Origin of the sequence: Ruminococcus sp. Marseille-P328 (assembly GCF_964249465.1) — a bacterium.
Classification (GTDB): domain Bacteria; phylum Bacillota; class Clostridia; order Lachnospirales; family Lachnospiraceae; genus Blautia_A; species Blautia_A faecis.
The window spans coordinates 1-20223 of sequence record NZ_CAXUBQ010000017.1 but is presented as its reverse complement, the minus strand read 5'-3'; the positions used below and the strand labels follow the sequence as shown (position 1 = coordinate 20223).

The window sequence follows — 20223 nt, the reverse complement described above, 5'->3', positions numbered from 1 at the left end:
GGAGAAATTGCTATGAAGACATCAGTAGAAATGCTGGAAAACACTGATCTGTATCAGTTTACGGATGAAGGAAACAGCTGTCAGATACTAGATCCGGCAACGCCAAGACACTGGTATAATTATTTATGGAATGAAGACCGGTATTGTGCCCAGATTTCCCAGACCGGTCATGGCCGGAGCTATTTCCTCAGCGAAAAAGCAGATATGTGCATGATTAATCAAAATGATGCCAGATATGTATATTTAAGAGATGATGAAAGTGGAAGCTGCTGGAACATTGGAAAAGGACCATTAAATGCGGAAGTTGAAAATTACAGCTGTACACACAACATCAGCTACTCAGAAATACGATCAGAAAAAGATGAAATAGAAGGCTCCTGGAGAATTTTTGTTCCCCAAAAGGGACTTTATGAAATGTGGACAGTGACGCTTTGTAATAAGGGAGAACAGGAACGTAATCTCAGTATGTTTTCGGCTGTCAGCTTTTCGCTGGAAGGATTTTCTTATCCAAGATACTACGAAATGTACCGTTGTATGAATACTGGTTTTCAGTCAGAATTAAATGGAATTTACTGTGATTCCGCACATCCGTTTGCCCCACATGAGTATTATCACGGATTTCTGGCTTCTACGGAACCAGTATATGCTTATGATGGAGATTTGACGAAATTCTGTGGCTCGTTATCGACCTTAACAATGCCGGATGCATCTGCATGTGCGTTATTTCAGCGGCCAGATGTAGTGGTACAGGGAAGAGACTGCACGAATTCAGAAGCTGCACTTTTTATCCTTGGAGGAGTGCTTCAGCATAAAATTCAGTTACAGCCAGGTGAGAAAAAAGAAATTCATGTGCTGTTCGGAATCAGCCAGTCATGTGAAAAGGCGATTGAAGTAGTAGAACAGTACGGATCAAACCCGGAAAAAGTACAGCAGGAATTTGAAAAAGCAGCAGCATACAATTATGAAAAAATCAGTTCTCTGTCAATTAAGACACCGGATGAAAAAATAAACCATATTATGAATAACTGGGTGAAAAAGCAGGCTGATTTTTGTATTGTCGGGAAAAAAGGAGTCCGGGATAATCTGCAGATCGCAGTCGGACTTTTGAACTACAGACAGGAAAAAGCAGAAGAAGAGATTATAGAGTGTCTGAGACATCAGTTCCGTGATGGGCATGCGGTACTGACCTGGTATCCTTATGATGATACCCGTTACTCAGATCAGCCATTCTGGATCATCTGGGCAGTATGTGAACTGATCAAAGAAACTGGTAATCTGGCATTGCTGGAAAAAAAGACAGCCTGGCAGGATGGTGGGGAAGCTACAGTGCTGGAGCATGTGAAAGCAGCTGTTGACCGACTGATTGCAGATAAAGGTGAAAACGGTCTGGTTAAAATATTTTTCGCAGACTGGAACGACGCACTGAATGTTACAGATGATGAAGAGGCAGAATCTGTGATGCTTTCCCATCAGTTCTGTCTGGCACTTCGGGAACTGAAAAATCTGATGGAATATGCAGGTGATCATACATATGCACAGTTCCTGGAAGAAGAGTACAAAAAAATGAAATGCAGTATCAATCAGGCGGCATGGAATGGAAACTGGTATGCTAGAGCTTTGAGTAGAAAAGGAGATATAGGTACCAAGGACAGTAAAGGCAGTAAAATCTATTTGAATGCCCAGACCTGGGCTGTGTTGGCAGATGTAGCAGATGATGAAAAGCTGCCAGAACTGCTTCGGTCCGTTGATGAAATGGAGCGGGATTTTGGATTTCCATTGAACGATCCGCCTTACCAGATTTACGATGCCCATGTAGGAAGAATGTCAGGAATGCTTCCCGGATTGTTTGAAAATGGCGGTGTTTATTGTCACGCAACAGGATTTAAGATTCTGATGGATTGTAAGGTGGGAAGAGCATCAAAAGCATTGCAGACATTAAAGAAAATAATGCCTGACAGTGAGAAAAATCCTTCTTCACGTTCCGGTGCTGAACCTTATGTCTTTACCAATTGCTACTCTACACATCCAGGATATTACGGAAAGTCTTATCAGTCCTGGACTACAGGAACATCTGTCTGGTGCCTGATGGGAATATACGAAGGAATCATGGGTGTGAAGAGGGATTATGAAGGCTTAAAAATTGTTCCTTGTTTTCCGGCAGAATGGGAAAATGCAGAGATGACAAGACATTTCAGAGGAGCCGATTATCACATTGTGATTCAAAATCCACAGCATGTGGAGAACGGAAAAGGAAGTCTTTTTGTAGATGGAAAGCCGTGCCTGGAATCTGTATTGCCAGATTTCAGAGATGGAAAGATGCATGAGGTCGAAGTGAAAATTTCACAGCAGTAACCAGTAAGGAGCAATAGAGAGAATGAATCAAAAAAAAGTTGCAGAAAAAATAGTAGAAGAATCTGTGGTACTGCTAAAAAACGAAGATAATCTTCTTCCATTTGTCGGACAGAAAGATGTGGCATTCTTCGGAAGAGCACAAATTGGAATGCTGTATTCCGGAAACGGTTCAGGTGGGGCTCATATTGCCGGCTGTCCTACGATTCTTGACGAGTGTGAAAAAAACAGTATTATTCCGGAAGCTTTATTAAAGGGATTCTACACATATAAGCTGAAAGAGGAAAAGGTTTCTGAAGAGGATACTTTTGACTGGACGAAAGTAAATGAGGCTATGAACTGTGGAATCATGTATGAAATATTTGGAAAGTACCGTGCTCCGCTTAAAGAATATGAAGTGCCAGAGTATCTGCTTCAACAGGCAGCGGAAAAAACAGATACCGCAGTGATCGTTCTGGGAAGAAATTCCGGTGGTGAGGAATGTGACCGGCATTTGACAGAAGACTATTACCTGACAAGGGAAGAAGAAAAACTGGTAGACATAGTATGCAGTCAGTTTACCAAAGTTGTGGTTATATTAAATGTAAATGGTCTGATCGATCTGGCATGGCTGAAAAAGTATGACAGCATCAAAAGTGTATTGTTTCTTGGAATTCCCGGGGAAAGAGGTGCGGTTGCCCTGGGCAGAATTCTTTCTGGAAAAGTGAACCCATCTGGAAAAATGACAGTGACTATTGCAGAAGATTATAACGACTATCCTTCATCTGCACATTTTTCATGGGATAAGGAACATCCGGATCAGATCATGACGTATGAGGATTATGGATTATCCGCAGAGGAAAATGGCAGCAGGGGATTTGAGAAAAGTCCTGTAACGGTTTACTGGGAGAACATTTATGCAGGTTACCGGTATTTTGATACTTTTCAGAAAAATGTGTTATTCCCGTTTGGATACGGATTATCATACACGACATTTGAAATTACAGAAACAGGTACCCAAAAGAAAAAAGACGGTATAAAAGTTGTTGTCCGTGTGAAAAATACAGGAGCTGTGCCGGGAAAAGAAGTAGCCCAGGTCTATTGGTCAAAAATGGATCAGGAAGGATGTGAGCATCCGATGCAGGCTCTGGGAGGTTTTGAAAAAACCTCTCAGCTGGCTCCTGGTGAAGAGGAAGTGCTTAGCATTACAATTCCATGGAAAGAACTGGCGGTATATGAAGAAGAGCGAGCCGCATGGGTGCTGGAAAAAGGGGAGTATGCACTGCGTGTGGGAAACTCTTCCAGAAATACGGTCTGTGGAAAATTTATGCAAACAGAACAGGATTATGTTCTGGAGCAATGTGAGAATTGCCTGATGTTAGCATCCTGTAACTGTGGAAAGCTTAAATTTTTAACAAAGGATAAAAAACCTGATGGAACGACGAAAATAGCGGACGTAATAGAGAGAACAGAGAGAGTAGATACAGTTAAAAAAGGAAATCAACAGAAAAAAGCAGCAGAAGTACATAACTGTAAAGTGCAAACAAGAAATTTTTCTGGATTTTCCATAGAAGAACTGGCTGCCCTTTGTGTGGGATACGGACCTGGAATTCCTTTTGCAGCAGCAGGAGATCTGAGTAAACCTTCTACAATTTTAGATGAAAACGGGACACCTCTGACCACGAACAGCCATCCGGTTGGATATGCCGGATATGTTTCTCCTGCGATTGAGGAAAAGGGTATCAAGTCTGTTTTTTATAAAGACGGACCAGCTGGAATCGGAGAGACAGCATGGCCAACGGAAATGCTGATCGCCTGCACATTTGACAAAAAACTCTGGTATGAATTTGGAAATGCTATAGGGGAAGAATGCGAGAGAAAGCAAGTGGATATATGGCTTGCACCAGCTGTAAACTTACACAGGAATCCTCTTTGCGGAAGAAATTTTGAATATTTTTCAGAAGATCCTTATTTAACTGGAATATGTGCCTGTGAGATAACCAAGGGTGTACAGGAGAATCATCCGGTGCTGGTATGTCCGAAGCATTTTGCAGTAAATGAGCAGGAAACATTCCGCAGGGGAAGCAGCAGAAAAAATTATGATGCAGTAGATTCGATCCTGACAGAGCGCACAGCCCGGGAAATTTATTTAAAGCCCTTTGAGATGCTGGTTCGTGATGCTAAGGTTGCGTGTATTATGACATCTTTTAATAAGATAAATGGTATTTTTGCAGGAGCAAATAAAGATCTGTGCACCCATATTCTTCGTGAAGAATGGGGATTTGAGGGAGCTGTGGTAACCGACTGGGGGGATATGGATATTGTAACAGACGGAGCAGATGCTGTTGCTGCTGGAAACGATATTGTCATGCCAGGAGGCCCTCCTGTAATTGCCCAGATATTAAAGGGGGTACAGGAAAAGCGTGTGACTCGCAGAGAGCTTGAGAATGCAGTCAGCCATCTTCTGGATATGACCAGCAAGGTAACCCCATAATTTGGAATCCTCACGAAAGAAAAAGTGGGAACCGGAAAGGAGGAGATTATTATGAAACAAAATCCGAAGACAATTAAACAGATTCTCAATATTTCTTTTCTTTCTGTATCTATCCCGGCTCTTATCCTGCTTCTTGTGCTGACCTGCTATACTATCAGCAGGCAGATTCATGCGGATCAGTCAGATACGGAAATCCAGCTGTCGCAGGTTACAACTCATATGGAAGAAGTTTTGAAACGATCGGAAACTCAGCTTAATAATCTTGTTGTACCCGGCTCTCCTTTTCATTCGTTCCATTATAGTAACACGCAACTGGAAAAGTACCAGAATGCCTATACAATCTTACAGATCCTGCGTCCGATTCTGACGCAGGATTCCTGCCTTGGAGGATTTTTTCTGTACAGCAAAGAAAAAAGTGATAATTGTTATTATCCTTCCTTCCAGCAACATTATTCCTATGAAGACCAGAAACTGCTCAAGGATTACTTTATGCAGCCGATTCATCTGTCAGAAGAACGCAATCGCTGGATTCCATTTATGCTTTCAGACCGGGTGGTACTGATCCGGATGATCGGGTATGACACTACTATTTGTGCTGTTATGGTGGATCCGTCTCTGGATAATTTCTCATTGTTCGCGGGTATGTCTGATTCGGATATGCATCTTTTTTATGCATCTTTGGAAGGAACACCTTATACCTCAGAATTTGTCACCAGGAAACTGCTATTTCCATATGAAGATAATCCTGTCAGAAAAATAACCCTTGATAAAAAAACATATCAGTTTATCAGTTCACCAGTGGGAGAATATAATCTACAGCTTTGCTGCATTTTTCCATACAAGGGAATCTGGTCACATATGAATTTATTCCAGAAAGTATTGATTTCTTGTATGATCGCATTGCTTTTTTCAATATCCCTGATCGGAATGTATCTGTACAGAAAATTGATTTATCCAATTAATACGCTTATGGAAACTATGCAAAAAGTTGGAAACGGAAACTTATCGCTGCGTGTAAATGACAATTATGATCTGCTGGAACTGCAGCGCTTTGGTCAGGCCTTTAATGAAATGTTGACTAAAATCAATGATTTAAAACTGGAAGCATATGAAAAGAAACTGGATTTAAAGCAGGCACAGCTGCAGTATCTTCAGTTGCAGATCCGTCCTCATTTTTATCTCAACTGTCTGAAAAGCCTGTATGGCATGGCAGAAAAGAAACAATACGGCGAGATCCAGGAAAGCATTCTGGCTCTTTCAGAATATTTCCGTTATATCTTTCGAAATAACATTGAACTGGTCAGTCTGGAAGAAGAAATTCACTCTGTATCCAGCTATATTAAATTGCAACAGCTATATTTTTCTTGTTGGCCGGAGCTTGGAATTGATATCTCGGCAGATACAACAGATGTTTTGGTTCCTCCTCTGTCAATTCTTACTTTTGTAGAAAATAGTATCAAGCATTGTCAGGATCGATCTCATATTAAGATACAATTGAAGACTGCTCATGTATCTATAGAGCAGCAGGATTATCTGAATATTACAATTTCAGACAATTGCGGAGGTTTTCCTTTAGAGGCTCTGAATACACTGAACCATCTGGAAGAACATGATTTTTTGTATAAAGACTACAATGTAGGAATTTATAACATATATTATCGCATGAAGATGATTTACGAAAATCAAAGCACTCTGGCATTTTATAACATAGAAAACCAGGGATGTGTGGAACTTCTGATACCTTTTCGGGAAAGGAAGATAGAATCATGAATATTTTATTAGTAGATGATCAGCCAAGTGTACTCTCTTCATTAAAATCAGGTCTGAATTGGAGTGCTCTTTTGGTACATAATGTTTATACGGCGTTAAATGCATCCGAAGCCAGGGAAATTATTCTTTCCCACCCTATTGATATTCTGTTAACAGATATTGAGATGCCAAAGGAAAGTGGATTATCCCTTCTTCGCTGGTGCAGGGAGAATCATTACCAGTTTGAATGTATTTTTCTGACTTCCCATGCTGATTTTTTCTATGCGCAGGAAGCAATTCAATTAGAAAGCTTTGATTATATTCTTCAGCCGGCAAGATATGAAGACATTGAATCTGCTATTAAACGGAGCATAAAAAGAATTCAGGAAAAAGAACAGCAGCAGACCTGGCTGAATTTTGGAAAAGCAGCTTTACCCCAGAAAAATGCTTTGTTGAAAGGTCTTTTAAATGACTGGTTTATGGGAAAGGAAACGGATCTTGACCAGGTGCTTCACTTTCTTCAGGAAATGAAGATTCCGGTTTCAGCTGGTTCAGACGTTTATCTCTTGTGGGTTCAGATACAACAATGGCATTCCTTTCCAGTAGCTTTTGAAGAATGGCGCCAAAGTACAGAAGAAATATTCAGAGATTTTTTCTCTCCGTTTCAACATCAGATATTGTCTTATTTTCCAGATAAAACGTCTATTGGAATACTTATTTACAGCCTGGAAAATAAGTTAATGGATGCAGACGTGTATTATGCTCGGTTAAATATGATCTATTCCAGAATTACCAGGCAATTTTCCTGTTCCTGCGCGTTTTATACACGTCCCTCTTTCCAGGTAAGCGAGTTGTCCAGGACAGCTGCCGCTTTGCAGGAAGAAAGGAAAAATAATATCTGTCAAAGTTCTGGTATCTTTTTTTCTGATTCGGCAAGTGTTCCACAAACTATTACATACTGTGAACCGGAGTTATTGTCGCAATTCGAAATGTATCTTTCTGGCAATCAGGCGGGCAAAGCAGAGCAGGAAGCATTGTTGTATCTTCAATCCTTAAACATAAATAATAAACTGAATCACGATACTCTGGTTGAATTTTGCAAAAATTATTATCACTGCGCTTACAGTGCCGCGCGGAAACTGGAACTTCCGGCACATTCCTTACCGGCTTTTGAAGATGTGGCTGGAATCAGCAGTGCTGTTACACTGGAATCAGCTGCGGCTTATTTGAAAAAAATTACTTCTTTTTTTGTTTCGGCATGTTCAGAAACTGAAACATCCGATAACAGCCTGGCTATAATCGAAAAATATATCCGTGAAAATCTGGACTCTCCTTTACAGTGTGCACAGATTGCAAAAGCTGTCTATCTAAGCCCGGACTATATTTCGAGACTGTTTCACAAAGAAAAAGGAATGCCTTTGAAGGAGTATATTACATTAACCAAAATGAAGGCTGCAAAAAATCTGTTGATTACCACATCTTTGCCTGTCAGTCTGATCGCAGCTAAAGTTGGTTATGACAATTTTTCTCATTTCAGTAAAGTTTATAAAAAGGTTATGGGTACGACACCATCCTCGGAACGGAACGCGTAGAACGGAAAAAGAACAAAAATGTGCGGAAAAAGAACAAAAAATAATCAATAAAAAATAAGTAAACGTAAACAGAACAATACTGGATGCTTCTTTGATAGATTTAAATATGGCAGGGCGATAAAATAAAGAACAGAAAGAGGCAAAAGCATATGAGCACAGACAATGCATGGAAGCCTGCGAACATAAAATCTATTTCTGTGCAGAAGAGAGGAAAAAATGAAAAGAAAAAAGATGATGGCAGCAGTTCTTGCAGCACTAATGACATGCTCTGCATTTACACCGGCAGTAGCAGTAAAAGCAGATGATGATGTTGTAAAACTTAAAATCTGGGTGTTTGGCGAAGGCTCAACAGAAGAGTGCGAAAAAGTATCTGAGGCTCTTAGCGAAATCACCAGAGAGAAAATTGGAGCAGAAGTAGAAATCTATCAGACAATTGATACGGAAAAACTGAATCTTGCAATGACAAGTGGCGAAAAACTTGACCTGGTGTGTGCACATAATCTTGACCGTAGCGGACTGGTATCCTCTGGAATGCTTCTTCCGCTGGATGATCTGTATACAGAATATGCACCAGACGCAGCTGCCATGGTAAAAGAAGAAGATACCAAAGCATTGTATTTCGATGACCAGATGTATTTCCTTCCAAGCAATGGAGACAAAGCAAGAGCTTCAGGTGTCATGATGAGAAAAGATATTCTGGATGAGTTGGGAATCAATGCAGATGATATCAAAGGAATGGACGATTTTCATGATGTACTTGTAAAAGTAAAAGAGAATTATCCGGATTTATATCCGCTTGTTCCATCATGGGTTGGTGGCGGAATGCAGAAAACCTTCCACATTGATGATATTTATAATGGACTAGTTGTACTTGAAAATGGATTTGATCCAAGTGATACCACTATCACAAGCCAGTATGAGACACAGGAATGGAAGGATTTCTGTAATTATATGTACCAGTGGAACCAGGAAGGACTTCTGATGCCAGATGCTGCTACTTCCACAGATAACAGTCCGATGAGCACAGTTGGATTTGCTGATTATGAAAACCTGATTCCTGGTAAAGAAGCAGATTTCTCAAAAGGCAATGGACATGAATTTGTTTCAGCCCAGTTTGTAGAGCCTCTTAAAGATACAGAGCGTAATAAAGGTATCTGGTGTATTCCTGCAGGCTGTGAATATCCGGAAAAAGCAATGGAATTGTGGAACCTGCTTTATTCCGATAAGGAAGTAGCTACAATGGCTGCATATGGTATTGAAGGCGTTAATTATGAATGGGTAGAAGAAGGATCTGTTGTAAAGATTCCGGATGGTGTGAAAGACACTTATACTACATATGAGTGGGCATGGCCGAACTTAAATATTCTTCCAGTATTCGAAGGAAAAGATCCAGCTGTCCGTCAGGAACTTGAAGAGTTCAATGATAGTGCAGCACGTGCAACTTCTCTTGGTTTTGTTCTGGATACTTCTACAATTATGAACGAAATTACTGCATGTAATAACGTAAAGCAGAAGTATGAAACTCCTTTACAGTGGGGCGCATTAGATCCTGAAGAAGCAATTCCGGAATTCATTGAAGAACTGGAAGCTGCTGGTCTTAGAACCATTCATGAAGAGGCACAGAGACAGCTGGATGAATATCTGGCAAAACAGAAATAAGTAAAGGGAATAAAAAGGACAGGCCGGTTTCGTCCTGTCCTTTTTAAATGCACTTAGCAGTGCATGTGTTTGAATAGAAAAACGAGGAGGTTTGTTCATGAAAAGTAAAATGAGAAAAATCAGACGCTATTGGCCTTTGTATCTGATGATGCTTCCGGCTTGCATATATATTTTTATTAATAATTATGTGCCGCTGCCTGGCGTGTCACTGGCATTTCGTCAGTATAATTTCCAGAAAGGAATTTATGGAAGCCCATTTATCGGACTGAAAAACTTCAAATTTCTTTTTGCCAGCAAAGACGCATGGATCATTATGAGAAATACAATTGGCTATAATCTTATTTTTATTGTCTTAGGAACTGTGTGTGCAATTGCGGTAGCAATCCTTCTTTGCGAAATAAGATCAAAGATTTCGAAAAAAATATATCAGACCTGTATTCTGATTCCGTATCTGGTTTCGATGGTAATTGTCAGTTATCTGGTATTTGCATTCCTCAGTGAAGGAAACGGCTATATTAATACACAGATTCTTGCAAAATTGGGAATGAACAAAATTTCCTGGTACAATGAGCCGAAATACTGGCCTGTGATACTGGTAATCGTTAATTTATGGAAAAATATCGGGTACAACAGTATTATGTACTATGCAATGATTATTGCAATTGATAAGACTTACTATGAAGCAGCAAGAGTTGACGGGGCAGGAAGATGGCAGCAGATCCTACATATCACTTTGCCTGCGATTAAACCGACGATTGTAATTCTGACACTGATGAGTGTGGGAAGAATCATGTATTCTGACTTTGGTCTGTTTTACCAGATTCCGATGAATTCCGGAACACTTCTTGATGTGACAAATACAATTGATACTTATGTATATCGTGGTTTGATGCAGACAAATAACATTGGAATGTCTGCAGCAGCAGGAGTATATCAATCTGTAGTCGGATTTATACTTGTTATTACAGCGAATCTGATCGTAAAGAAAGTCGATCCGGAAAGCGCGTTGTTTTAAAAGGAGGCACCTATGTATAAAAACGAAAAAATATTCCAGTTTTTTGCCAATTTAATTCTTGCATTGCTGACAATATGCTGTGTGGCTCCGTTTCTTTTGATGATTTCCGCGTCATTCAGTTCTGAATCGGCACTGTCAGTATATGGTTATACTTTTTGGCCGAAAGAGTTTGATCTTTCTGCATACAAATATTTATTTTCCAGCACTGGTGCACTGTTAAAAGCATACAGCGTTTCTATTGGTGTTACGGTTGTGGGAACGGTTCTTAATCTGATCATGACAATTTTGATGTCATATCCGTTATCCAGAAAAGATCTTCCGGGCAGAAATATATTTGCTTTTTATCTCTTTTTCACAATGCTGTTTAATGGTGGTCTGATTCCCTCCTATATTATGTGGACAAGAAATTTCCATATTCAGAACACAATATGGGCATTGCTGATTCCCAATCTTTTACTGAATGCTTACAATGTAATTATGATGAGAACATATTTTACATCCAGTATCCCTATGGAAATTATCGAAGCTGCAAAAATCGATGGGGCGCGTGAAGGGACAATTCTTGTGAAATGTGTACTTCCTATGGCGAAACCAATTATTGCAACTGTTGCACTTCTGGTTGGTCTCGGATATTGGAATGACTGGATGAATGGTCTGTATTATCTGTCAGACGACAGCCTTTACAGCATTCAGGTATTGTTAACAAAGATTATGAGAAATATTGATATGATCAAACAGACTTCCGCGTCTGGTGTCAGCGTAATGGCACAGATTCCTTCTACATCAGTGCGTATGGCAATTGCATTTCTGGGAGTTTTGCCAATTCTGATTGCATATCCGTTTTTCCAGAAATTCCTGGTAAAAGGAATTACGGTTGGTGCTGTGAAGGGGTGAGATCATTATAGTTTCCCAAATAGAAACTATGATGACAAAAATAGAATTGCAAAAAATATTTTAAATAGTGTTAAAATAATATCATTGACAAGATGCATGAAAAGAAGCAGTGAAGTACTTTGTAAACATGCTCTAATGTCGAAGAAAAAAAGAAATTCAAAAGAGTGAAAACCATGCGTGTAAAATCAATACAGAACATTGACGGCTTTTTCAGAGCACTTGAGAAATGCCATGGAAGAGTGGAACTGATTACAGACGTGAAAGACGTGTTAAATCTTGCCTCCAAGCTGACACAGTATATTGGGCTTACCAGAGTATTCAGCAACCCGGACATAGAATCCTATGAGATCGTATGCTATGATGCAGAGGATTATGCTTTGTTGAAGGAATTCCTGGTTCCGGTTAAATAAAAGTGTTGGAGCCTGTTTGAAAAATTACATACGATTCAAAGTTAAAGGAAAGGCTGCGTTGTATAAAGAAGTTTCGTTTTACGAAGGAAATCTTTATACAATGCAGTTCTATTATGGTCTGTTTAGAGTTTGGTTTTCTTCCATATATCAATGCCCTCCAATCGTATGTTTTTATAATATAATAGCCGGTTGCTTTTCCAGCTGTCTCCGAATTATACGTTATTGGAAGGAAAGTATCAACGCAAAATTGCGCGGAAACATAAAGCGTCTATTAACTGCACAAATTTCTGGATTGTTTTTATAAAAAATATATCGTATGATACAACTAGAAGTTCAAAAATGTATACAGAAGGAGCAAAATAATATGGAGAATGTTTTTCACAGGGTGCGTATCAGAAAATATGAGGATAAGGCAGTAGAGAAAGAAAAAATCATACAGATATTGAAGGCGGGAATGCAGGCACTGAGTGCATGTAATCAGCAGCCATGGGAATTTTATGTAGTGACAGACAAAGAGAAAATACAGGAATTGTCAAAGGCAACCCCATATTCCGGATGTGCAGCAGAAGCCCCGGTTGTCATTGTACCGGTGTATCGCACGAAAGGTCTGGTTGTACAGGATATGGCTCAGATTGATATGGCTATTGCCCAGGAAAATATCTGGCTGGAAACGGATGCACTGGGACTTGGCGGTGTGTGGATTGGGATTGCACCGATGCAGGACAGAATGAACCTGGTTCATGAAATACTGAATCTTCCGAAAAATCTGGAAGTATTTTCTCTGTTTGCACTGGGGTATCCGGCAGAAATACGAGAACAGCAGAATCGTTTTGATGAAACAAGGATTCATTTTGTTGAATAACTTTGAACAGTCTTGTTTTTGGTATAGTAGGGACTAACTACAGATATTTCCCCTTGACAACCAGGCATATATCCTGACTTTTGCAGCTAAATGGATATAAAACACCCGTCAAACCCAGTAAATACAGGGCTTGGCGGTTTTTCGGCTTTGTCAGATTTTCATGGCGTTTTTTCTACTTTTTGGTCTTTGCTAAAACTTTTTTTATTTCTCCCAGAGTACGGATACGTTTCCCAAAATCAATATCTGTAACTCTTCCGATATCTTTTAGAACTTCATCGTAATAATCAAATAGATAGTAGTTTTGCTGGATTAAACTACATTCGGCTTTTGACAGAGATTCCAAAATGGTTCCGATGCTGTATTTTCTCTCCAGTTTATTTTCCAGTATTCTTGCGATTGTCAAAGCTACAAAACAGGTAAGGAAATGTGCTTCGATATGTTCTTTTGGCCAGACATACACGGGTCTGGCTTCCAGTTCACTTTTGGTTACTTTAAAAGATTCTTCAATTTTCCATAAACCTCGGTACATATCGATAATCTCGTCGTCAGATGTCTCCATTTCGCTGGTTAAGAGCATATAGTAACCATCCAGTGCTTCCTCCCCTCGGATTTTTTCTTCATCAATGTCCAGAACAGAAGAGGCGGTAAGGATTTTTCCGGTTTCTTTATCATAGTCAACTTTTTTGACGTATTTTGCAGCACCATAAGATATGGCTCTTGTATAATTTCCTGGATTTTTTGCCAGTGCAGCTTCACGCTCTGCTTTTGCTCGTTTGGCATATTTTTCACTCCAGAAGACAACCTGTTTCTCATTTACCTGCTTTTTTATCTTTTTGCCGGAAACAGAGGATACCTGGATCGTTCTTGGAGACTTGCGGGATTTCCGCTTGTATTCTGTACCAAGCCATTCATAACCTTCCTGTTCCAGAACATAGTCCTTGATGCTTTTTTCTGCGCCCCGGATGGACATACTGAAAACATATCCGTCATGAGTGGGCGTGTTGATCGTGTACCAGATGTTATCACCTGTTGTCATTCCTTTGTCAGCAACGGAAATGACTCTGCCAAGATCAAACTGTTTTTTGATGCGTCCAAAGTTAGGTCTGTAGGTCAGACAGTCATTGGTATTTCCGGGAAAAAGCTCATAAGTAATAGGAATTCCCTGATTATCCATGAAAAGTCCCATCTGCACAATTGGATTTGGACGATGTTCTTTTGAAACTCCTTTACGGAGAAAATCGGTTTGCTCATCTGTCTCAAAATAGTAGTTTGTAACATCATAATAGATGAGGCTGGTATCCCTGCCATAATTCTCTTTGATATGGTCATTTAGCCAGATCTGCAAGTTTTCCTTATGTTTGTCAAGGAAAGACAGACAGCGGTAAACATCGTCTAAAGAGTAGTCTGTTTTCTCAAAGAAATGTTCCCGGTCATCATAGGAAGATTTCTTTGAAGCAGGGAAAAGAAGTCTGGAATAGACCAGCATCTTCATGATGGTATTGGCATCATACTGTTCTTTTGAGTGGCGCTGCCGGTTCGTTAGGAAAGTATGGAGGTCAAGCTCATGATAGATCTGGCTCAGGGCGGCATAGCCGAAGTTTTTTTCTCAGATCGTCACCTATGCAAAGCCGGTCAGAATCATAAAAAGTAAAGTGGATGGGAGCCTGTCTGGCTGCTTTTTCAGCTTTTAGCTGCTCTACTCTTTTTTGAAAGTGGGCAATAGGGTCATTATACTTTTTTTCCAATTCATCCAGCCAGCCAATAGATTCTATTGTTTTCTGACGGGAGCATTTCTTAGCTTTATCGTAATAGGTGTCAACAATGGAAAGACGAATTCGACCATTCAGGTTAGGTGTTTTTTTGAGGTACATGGCAAGCATTCCGTTTCGTATAATATTTATTATAACGCAAAACGATATAAAACGCTAGTAAAACATGACTAATTTTTAAAAATAAAAAAGCCTGAAAGCAAGGAAACAAAAGGCTTTCAAGCAATAAGCGAACATATGTTACTGCAAAACTGTGGAGACCGGGTCTTATATCCCTTACCAACAGGCGGAAGGAGCTGGTGAACCAGTTGGAAAAGGAAATGGATGGTATTATTATGATAATGATGCAGGCACTTATCTGCCCTGGTAAGCATGAAGAATTAAACATAACAGTCAACACCATACAACACATATTGTAAAACGAAAACTTTGAAATCCTATATATTGTGAAATTGAAATATGATATTTACAACATATTGTATAATATGTAATTGTTTGGGTTTCCACAAAAGCACACGATTTCTCTTGAATTTCTGAAATGACCTGTATTATAATAGGATAATTAACGGCATATACCACAGCCGGTACCGCAGTGACCAAATGCCGTTTTCGGGGTAAAAATAGGTTCAAAAATGAGCATTATTTTTCCCACTTATTCAGAAAAAAAGGCACTATCCAAATCTAAACAGAAAAAGTTCTGTATTTGGTAAATAGTGATAAATTGTGAAAGGAAAAGAATGAGAAAATTAGCACTTAGTGACGAAATATTGCTCAGTGTTGACAATCTCTTTTTTCATTGTTGCGGCTGTAACAGCCATTTCTTTTGATTCTTTTCTCATTCTTTTTTCCTTTCTGCCATCATTGGCTAAGCATTTAACTATATTTCAGTTATATATTGTCCGATTTTCGCTCAGAATCCGATCTTTTATGAAAATTTTTGATAAAATTTCAAATAAATGACATATTAATCCTGTAAGGTGGATGTCCATACAAAGAAATATATTTATAGAATACTTACACATTTAATATGTAATATTTTTAAGAATGGTTATTTAAGAAAGGTTTTTCCAAGAAAGCAGATAACCACAAAGAAACAAGTACCCCGACATTTTTTGACAGAAACAAAAAAATATGACATATTAGTATTGAAAAAAAGAATCCTGTAAAAAAAGGAGGGACAGCAGACAATTTTCACCATTTCCACAAAAGCACACGATTTCTCTTGAATTTCTGAAATGACCTGTATTATAATAGGATAATTAACGGTATATACCACTGCCGGTACCGCAGTGACCAAATGCCGTTTTCGGGGTAAAAATAGGTTCAAAAATGAGCATTATTTTTCCCACTTATTCAGAAAAAAAGTCACTATCCAAATCTAAACAGAAGAAGTTCTGTATTTGGCAAATAGTGACAAATCGTGAAAGGAAAAGAATGAGAAAATTAGCACTTAGTGACGAAATATTACTCAGTGTTGACAAAGCAGCCCGCTACATCGGCGGGGAGGTCAACTCTGTGATGAAAAATTTAGACGGGATAGATGTCCGTGTGGCGTTTTGTTTTCCGGATGTCTACGAGATCGGCATGTCCAACCTTGGTATGATGCTTCTTTATAATATGTTCAATAAACGCCCTGATGTCTGGTGTGAGCGAGTTTATTCCCCATGGCTTGATCTTGATAAGCTTATGAGAGAACAGAATATCCCGTTATTTGCCCTGGAGTCCCAGGATCCTGTCAGGGATTTTGATTTTCTGTGCATCACACTTGGATATGAAATGTGTTATACTAACGTACTCCAGACACTGGATCTTTCCCAGATTCCACTGAAAGCAGCTGACCGTGACGAATCATGTCCTATTGTAATCGGAGGCGGTGCGTGTGCATATAATCCAGAGCCATTAGCAGCCTTTTTTGACCTGTTTTATATTGGCGAAGGAGAAACTGTGTATGATGCGCTTTTTGATGCATACAAGGCCAATAAGGAAGCCGGAGGCAGCAGGGAGGAGTTCCTTCTGAAGGCAGCTCAGATTCCGGGAATTTATGTTCCGGCATTTTATGATGTCACATACAAAGAAGACGGTACAATTGCATCCTTTGCACCAAATCGTCCGGGAGTTCCCGAGAAAGTCCAAAAGCAGCTGATCGTAGATATGGATAAAGGATATTGCCCGATTGAAAAACCGGTTGTTCCTTTTATTAAAGCTACACAGGATCGTGTCACTCTGGAAATCCAGCGTGGATGTATCCGTGGCTGTCGTTTCTGCCAGGCTGGTATGATCTACAGACCTCTCCGTGAACGTGATGTAGAAGAACTGAAGGAGTCTGCAAGAGCCATGCTGAAGAACTCCGGTCACGAGGAGATTTCCCTCAGTTCCTTAAGTTCCAGCGATTACACACACCTGGAAGAGCTGGTAAACTTTCTAATTGACGAATTTAAGTCCGCAGGTGTTAATATTTCCCTGCCGTCACTTCGTATAGATGCTTTTGCCCTGGATGTTATGAGCAAGGTTCAGGATATTAAGAAAAGCAGCCTTACTTTTGCCCCGGAAGCTGGTTCCCAGAGACTTCGTGATGTAATTAACAAAGGTCTTACCGAAGAAGTGATCCTTCACGGTGCGCATGAGGCATTTGTTGGCGGATGGAACCGTGTGAAGCTTTATTTCATGCTTGGACTTCCTACTGAAACCGAAGAAGATATGAAGGGAATTGCTCATCTGGCAGAGCGTATTGCAGAAGAATATTATGATACCGTTCCCAAGGAAAAACGCCATGGAAAGGTTCAGATCGTAGTCAGCACCTCCTTCTTTGTTCCAAAGCCATTTACCCCATTCCAGTGGGCTCCAATGTATACAGAACAGGATTTTATTGACAAGGCAAAAGTGGTAAAAGAAGAAATCCGTGCACAGCTGAACCAGAAGAGTATTAAATACAACTGGCATGAACCGGATGTAACTACACTGGAAGGCTTCCTTGCAAGAGGTGACCGCCGTGCTTCTGAAGTTATCTTAAAAGCATATGAAAAAGGGGCCCTCTACGATGCCTGGTCAGAAAGCTTCCGCTACGACATCTGGAAAGAGGCTTTTGCAGAAACAGGAATTGACATTGAATTCTACACACTCCGAGAGAGAAGCACGGATGAAATTCTCCCATGGGATTTCATAGATGCAGGTGTTACCAAGGAGTTCCTGATCCGTGAGTGGAAACAGGCAAAAGGCGAAGTAGTTACACCAAACTGCCGTCAGAAATGTGCAGGCTGCGGAGCAAGACGTTATGAAGGAGGCGTATGTTATGAAGGTAAGAATTAAATTTACAAAAGAAGGGCCTATGAAATTTGTAGGACATCTTGACACCATGCGCTACTTCCAGAAAGCCATTCGACGCGCAGAACTTCCAATTGCTTTTTCAGGAGGTTACAGCCCTCATATGATCATGTCCTTTGCTGCCCCTCTTGGAGTGGGCGTTACCAGCACAGGGGAATATTTCGATATGGAGCTTACCGCTACGATTCCTACTGATGAAATCTGTCAACGTCTTAACAGCCAGATGGTAGATGGTATTCATGTTTTAAGTGCCCGTCAGGTGGAAGATGGAAAAGCGAGCAAGGCAATGTCCCTGGTGGCAGCAGCTGATTATCTGGTGGAATTTCGTCCTGGAAAAGCACCGGCAGATGAATGGCAGACAAGAATTACGGAATTTTTAAAGCAGCCTGAGATCCTTGTTACAAAAGAAACCAAAAAAGGCGAAAAACAGGTAGATATCCGACCTTTTATTTACAAAATGAATTTACAGAATGACAACCGCATTTTCTTAAGTCTTGCTTCTGCAAGTGCCAACTATACCAAACCAGATGCTGTAATGGATGCATTTACCAGCTGGCTTGGACAGGAGCTTCCGGAATTTGCCTGCATGATTCATCGTCTGGAAGTATATGCAGATCTTGGAAATGAGAAAAAACATAAATTTGTATCGTTGGAATCCCTTGGCGTGGAAGTTCAATAAACTTAAAACAGGTGAATCAAGTGACGAAATTAATTCTAACAACCATGGAACTTTGCGGTAACAAATGTCATGCCTGTGCAATCGAGGAAGAAGGTCAGATTATGGAGCTTCGCCTGGAGGCAGCCGCCCGACAGTCCATTCTCGGAAATATTTATGTAGGACAGGTGGAAAATATTGCTTCTAATATCCAGGCAGCATTTGTTCTTATTGCACCTGGAGTACGCGGTTATTTTCCTCTTCAGGAAGCAGAGCAGGTTATCTATGCCTCCGGGAAAGCACCTGGCAGTCCCTTGCGTCCGGGTGACCAGATTCTGGTGCAGGTAAGCCGTGATGCCATGAAGGGCAAGCTGCCCGCACTGACTGCAAACTTAAATTTTACCGGTAAGTATCTGGTGCTCACCACAGGAGAAAAAAAGTTCGGACTATCCGGTAAGCTCTCTGGTTCAGAACGCCACACTTTATCCGGCTGGCTGGAAGCAGAGGCTGCACGTCCGGATAAGGAATATGGCCTGATTGTCCGCACCAACGCAGCCCAGGCTGAAAAGGCTGAAATCCTTCAGGAACTTTCTTATCTGAAATCACTGTATGAAAAAGTTGCTGTCAACGGCAAAAGCCGCACCTGTTTCAGCCTTCTCTACGAAACAGAACCAGTTTACCTTACCACTCTTCGTGATATTTACAGCGAGAATCTCACAGACATTGTAACAGATGATCCTGAAATTTTTCAGCAGATTACTTCCTATCTGAAAGAAACAAGTCCGGAGGAAGAAAGCAAAGCCCGTTTTTATCAGGACAAGCTTCTTCCGTTATACAAGCTTTCCCGCATGGAAAACGCGCTGGATGAGGTTCAAAAGGAAAAAATCTGGCTGAACAGCGGCGGGTTTATTGTGATCCAGCAGACAGAAGCCTTTGTCTCCATCGATGTAAACAGCGGGAAATTTACCGGAAAGAAAAAAGCCGAAGAAACCTATCGCAAAATCAATCTGGAAGCAGCTAAGGAAATTTCACGACAACTGCGGCTTCGCAACCTGTCCGGAATTATTCTTATTGATTTTATCAATATGACAAATCCAGATCATAACAACGAGCTTTTTCATGTATTGCAGAAATATCTGAGGAAGGATCCGGTGAAATGTAAAGCCATAGATATTACACCGCTTCACATTCTGGAGATGACACGAAAGAAAGTCAGAAAACCGGTAATAGAGGAGATCAGGCAGATAAAGTCAGGAGATTTTTCGAACACGCTCTAAATAAAACTATAAGAAATTCCTTTTTCGTATTTTCGAAATTATTACAAGCAGCAAACCAGAAACATGGGTTTTCGTTTTTATTTTTTTACAAATTTTTTTACAATTTTTTTTACAAAACCTCTGTCAAGCGTTTTTGAAAATGTCCTAAAATAATTGAAGTATTAGCCCCGGCTTTTTGCTGGGGCTTGTTATATTGAT

14 protein-coding genes are annotated in these 20223 nt (G+C 40.2%); 12 read left to right on the top strand and 2 right to left on the bottom strand.

Annotated features, from left to right (window positions below; all coding sequences use genetic code 11):
* Nucleotides 1–12: 12 nt before the first annotated feature.
* From ACESTK_RS12705 to ACESTK_RS12665, 9 genes are all read left to right on the top strand, one after another.
* On the top strand, nucleotides 13–2352 hold the full coding sequence (locus ACESTK_RS12705) for a GH36-type glycosyl hydrolase domain-containing protein (protein WP_117854235.1): 2340 nt from the start codon (nucleotides 13–15) through the stop codon (nucleotides 2350–2352).
* A 22-nt stretch (nucleotides 2353–2374) separates the two neighbouring features.
* Nucleotides 2375–4822, top strand: coding sequence for a glycoside hydrolase family 3 N-terminal domain-containing protein (locus ACESTK_RS12700; RefSeq protein WP_373119906.1), 2448 nt, complete (start codon nucleotides 2375–2377; stop codon nucleotides 4820–4822).
* Nucleotides 4823–4873: 51 nt separating this feature from the next.
* Nucleotides 4874–6592 (top strand): sensor histidine kinase, encoded by a 1719-nt coding sequence (locus tag ACESTK_RS12695; RefSeq protein ID WP_195991747.1) that lies wholly within the window; start codon nucleotides 4874–4876, stop codon nucleotides 6590–6592.
* Nucleotides 6589–8163: a helix-turn-helix domain-containing protein gene (locus tag ACESTK_RS12690; RefSeq protein WP_173767633.1), complete on the top strand. Its 1575-nt coding sequence runs from the start codon at nucleotides 6589–6591 to the stop codon at nucleotides 8161–8163. Before ACESTK_RS12695 ends, ACESTK_RS12690 begins: the two co-directional genes overlap by 4 nt.
* 216 nt (nucleotides 8164–8379) lie before the next feature.
* Nucleotides 8380–9822, top strand: coding sequence for an ABC transporter substrate-binding protein (locus ACESTK_RS12685; RefSeq protein WP_117854231.1), 1443 nt, complete (start codon nucleotides 8380–8382; stop codon nucleotides 9820–9822).
* A 97-nt stretch (nucleotides 9823–9919) separates the two neighbouring features.
* Nucleotides 9920–10837, top strand: coding sequence for a sugar ABC transporter permease (locus ACESTK_RS12680; protein WP_118582788.1), 918 nt, complete (start codon nucleotides 9920–9922; stop codon nucleotides 10835–10837).
* A 12-nt stretch (nucleotides 10838–10849) separates the two neighbouring features.
* Nucleotides 10850–11731 (top strand): carbohydrate ABC transporter permease, encoded by an 882-nt coding sequence (locus ACESTK_RS12675; protein WP_117854229.1) that lies wholly within the window; start codon nucleotides 10850–10852, stop codon nucleotides 11729–11731.
* A 173-nt stretch (nucleotides 11732–11904) separates the two neighbouring features.
* A complete protein-coding gene (locus ACESTK_RS12670) occupies nucleotides 11905–12141 on the top strand; it encodes a polya polymerase (RefSeq protein ID WP_117854228.1) in 237 nt (78 codons plus the stop codon).
* A 364-nt stretch (nucleotides 12142–12505) separates the two neighbouring features.
* A complete protein-coding gene (locus ACESTK_RS12665; protein ID WP_117854227.1) occupies nucleotides 12506–13003 on the top strand; it encodes a nitroreductase family protein in 498 nt (165 codons plus the stop codon).
* 172 nt (nucleotides 13004–13175) lie between these two features.
* Here the strand turns inward: ACESTK_RS12665 and ACESTK_RS12660 are convergent, their stop codons facing one another.
* Entirely contained in the window at nucleotides 13176–14576 is a 1401-nt protein-coding gene (locus ACESTK_RS12660; protein ID WP_226854565.1) for an IS1634 family transposase, read from the bottom strand.
* Nucleotides 14566–14874 (bottom strand): hypothetical protein, encoded by a 309-nt coding sequence (locus tag ACESTK_RS12655; protein WP_187565894.1) that lies wholly within the window; start codon nucleotides 14872–14874, stop codon nucleotides 14566–14568. The genes ACESTK_RS12660 and ACESTK_RS12655 overlap by 11 nt, the downstream gene beginning before the upstream one ends.
* A 1332-nt stretch (nucleotides 14875–16206) precedes the next feature.
* Here ACESTK_RS12655 and ACESTK_RS12650 point away from each other — a divergent pair.
* From ACESTK_RS12650 to ACESTK_RS12640, 3 genes are read left to right on the top strand one after another with little or no spacing between them, the layout of a single operon-like run.
* Nucleotides 16207–18078 (top strand): TIGR03960 family B12-binding radical SAM protein, encoded by a 1872-nt coding sequence (locus tag ACESTK_RS12650; protein WP_226854533.1) that lies wholly within the window; start codon nucleotides 16207–16209, stop codon nucleotides 18076–18078.
* Entirely contained in the window at nucleotides 18062–18772 is a 711-nt protein-coding gene (locus ACESTK_RS12645; protein ID WP_226854535.1) for a TIGR03936 family radical SAM-associated protein, read from the top strand. The genes ACESTK_RS12650 and ACESTK_RS12645 overlap by 17 nt, the downstream gene beginning before the upstream one ends.
* Nucleotides 18773–18792: 20 nt before the next feature.
* Complete coding sequence (locus ACESTK_RS12640) at nucleotides 18793–20025, top strand: ribonuclease E/G (protein ID WP_226854537.1); 1233 nt, start codon at nucleotides 18793–18795, stop codon at nucleotides 20023–20025.
* Nucleotides 20026–20223 lie beyond the last annotated feature (198 nt).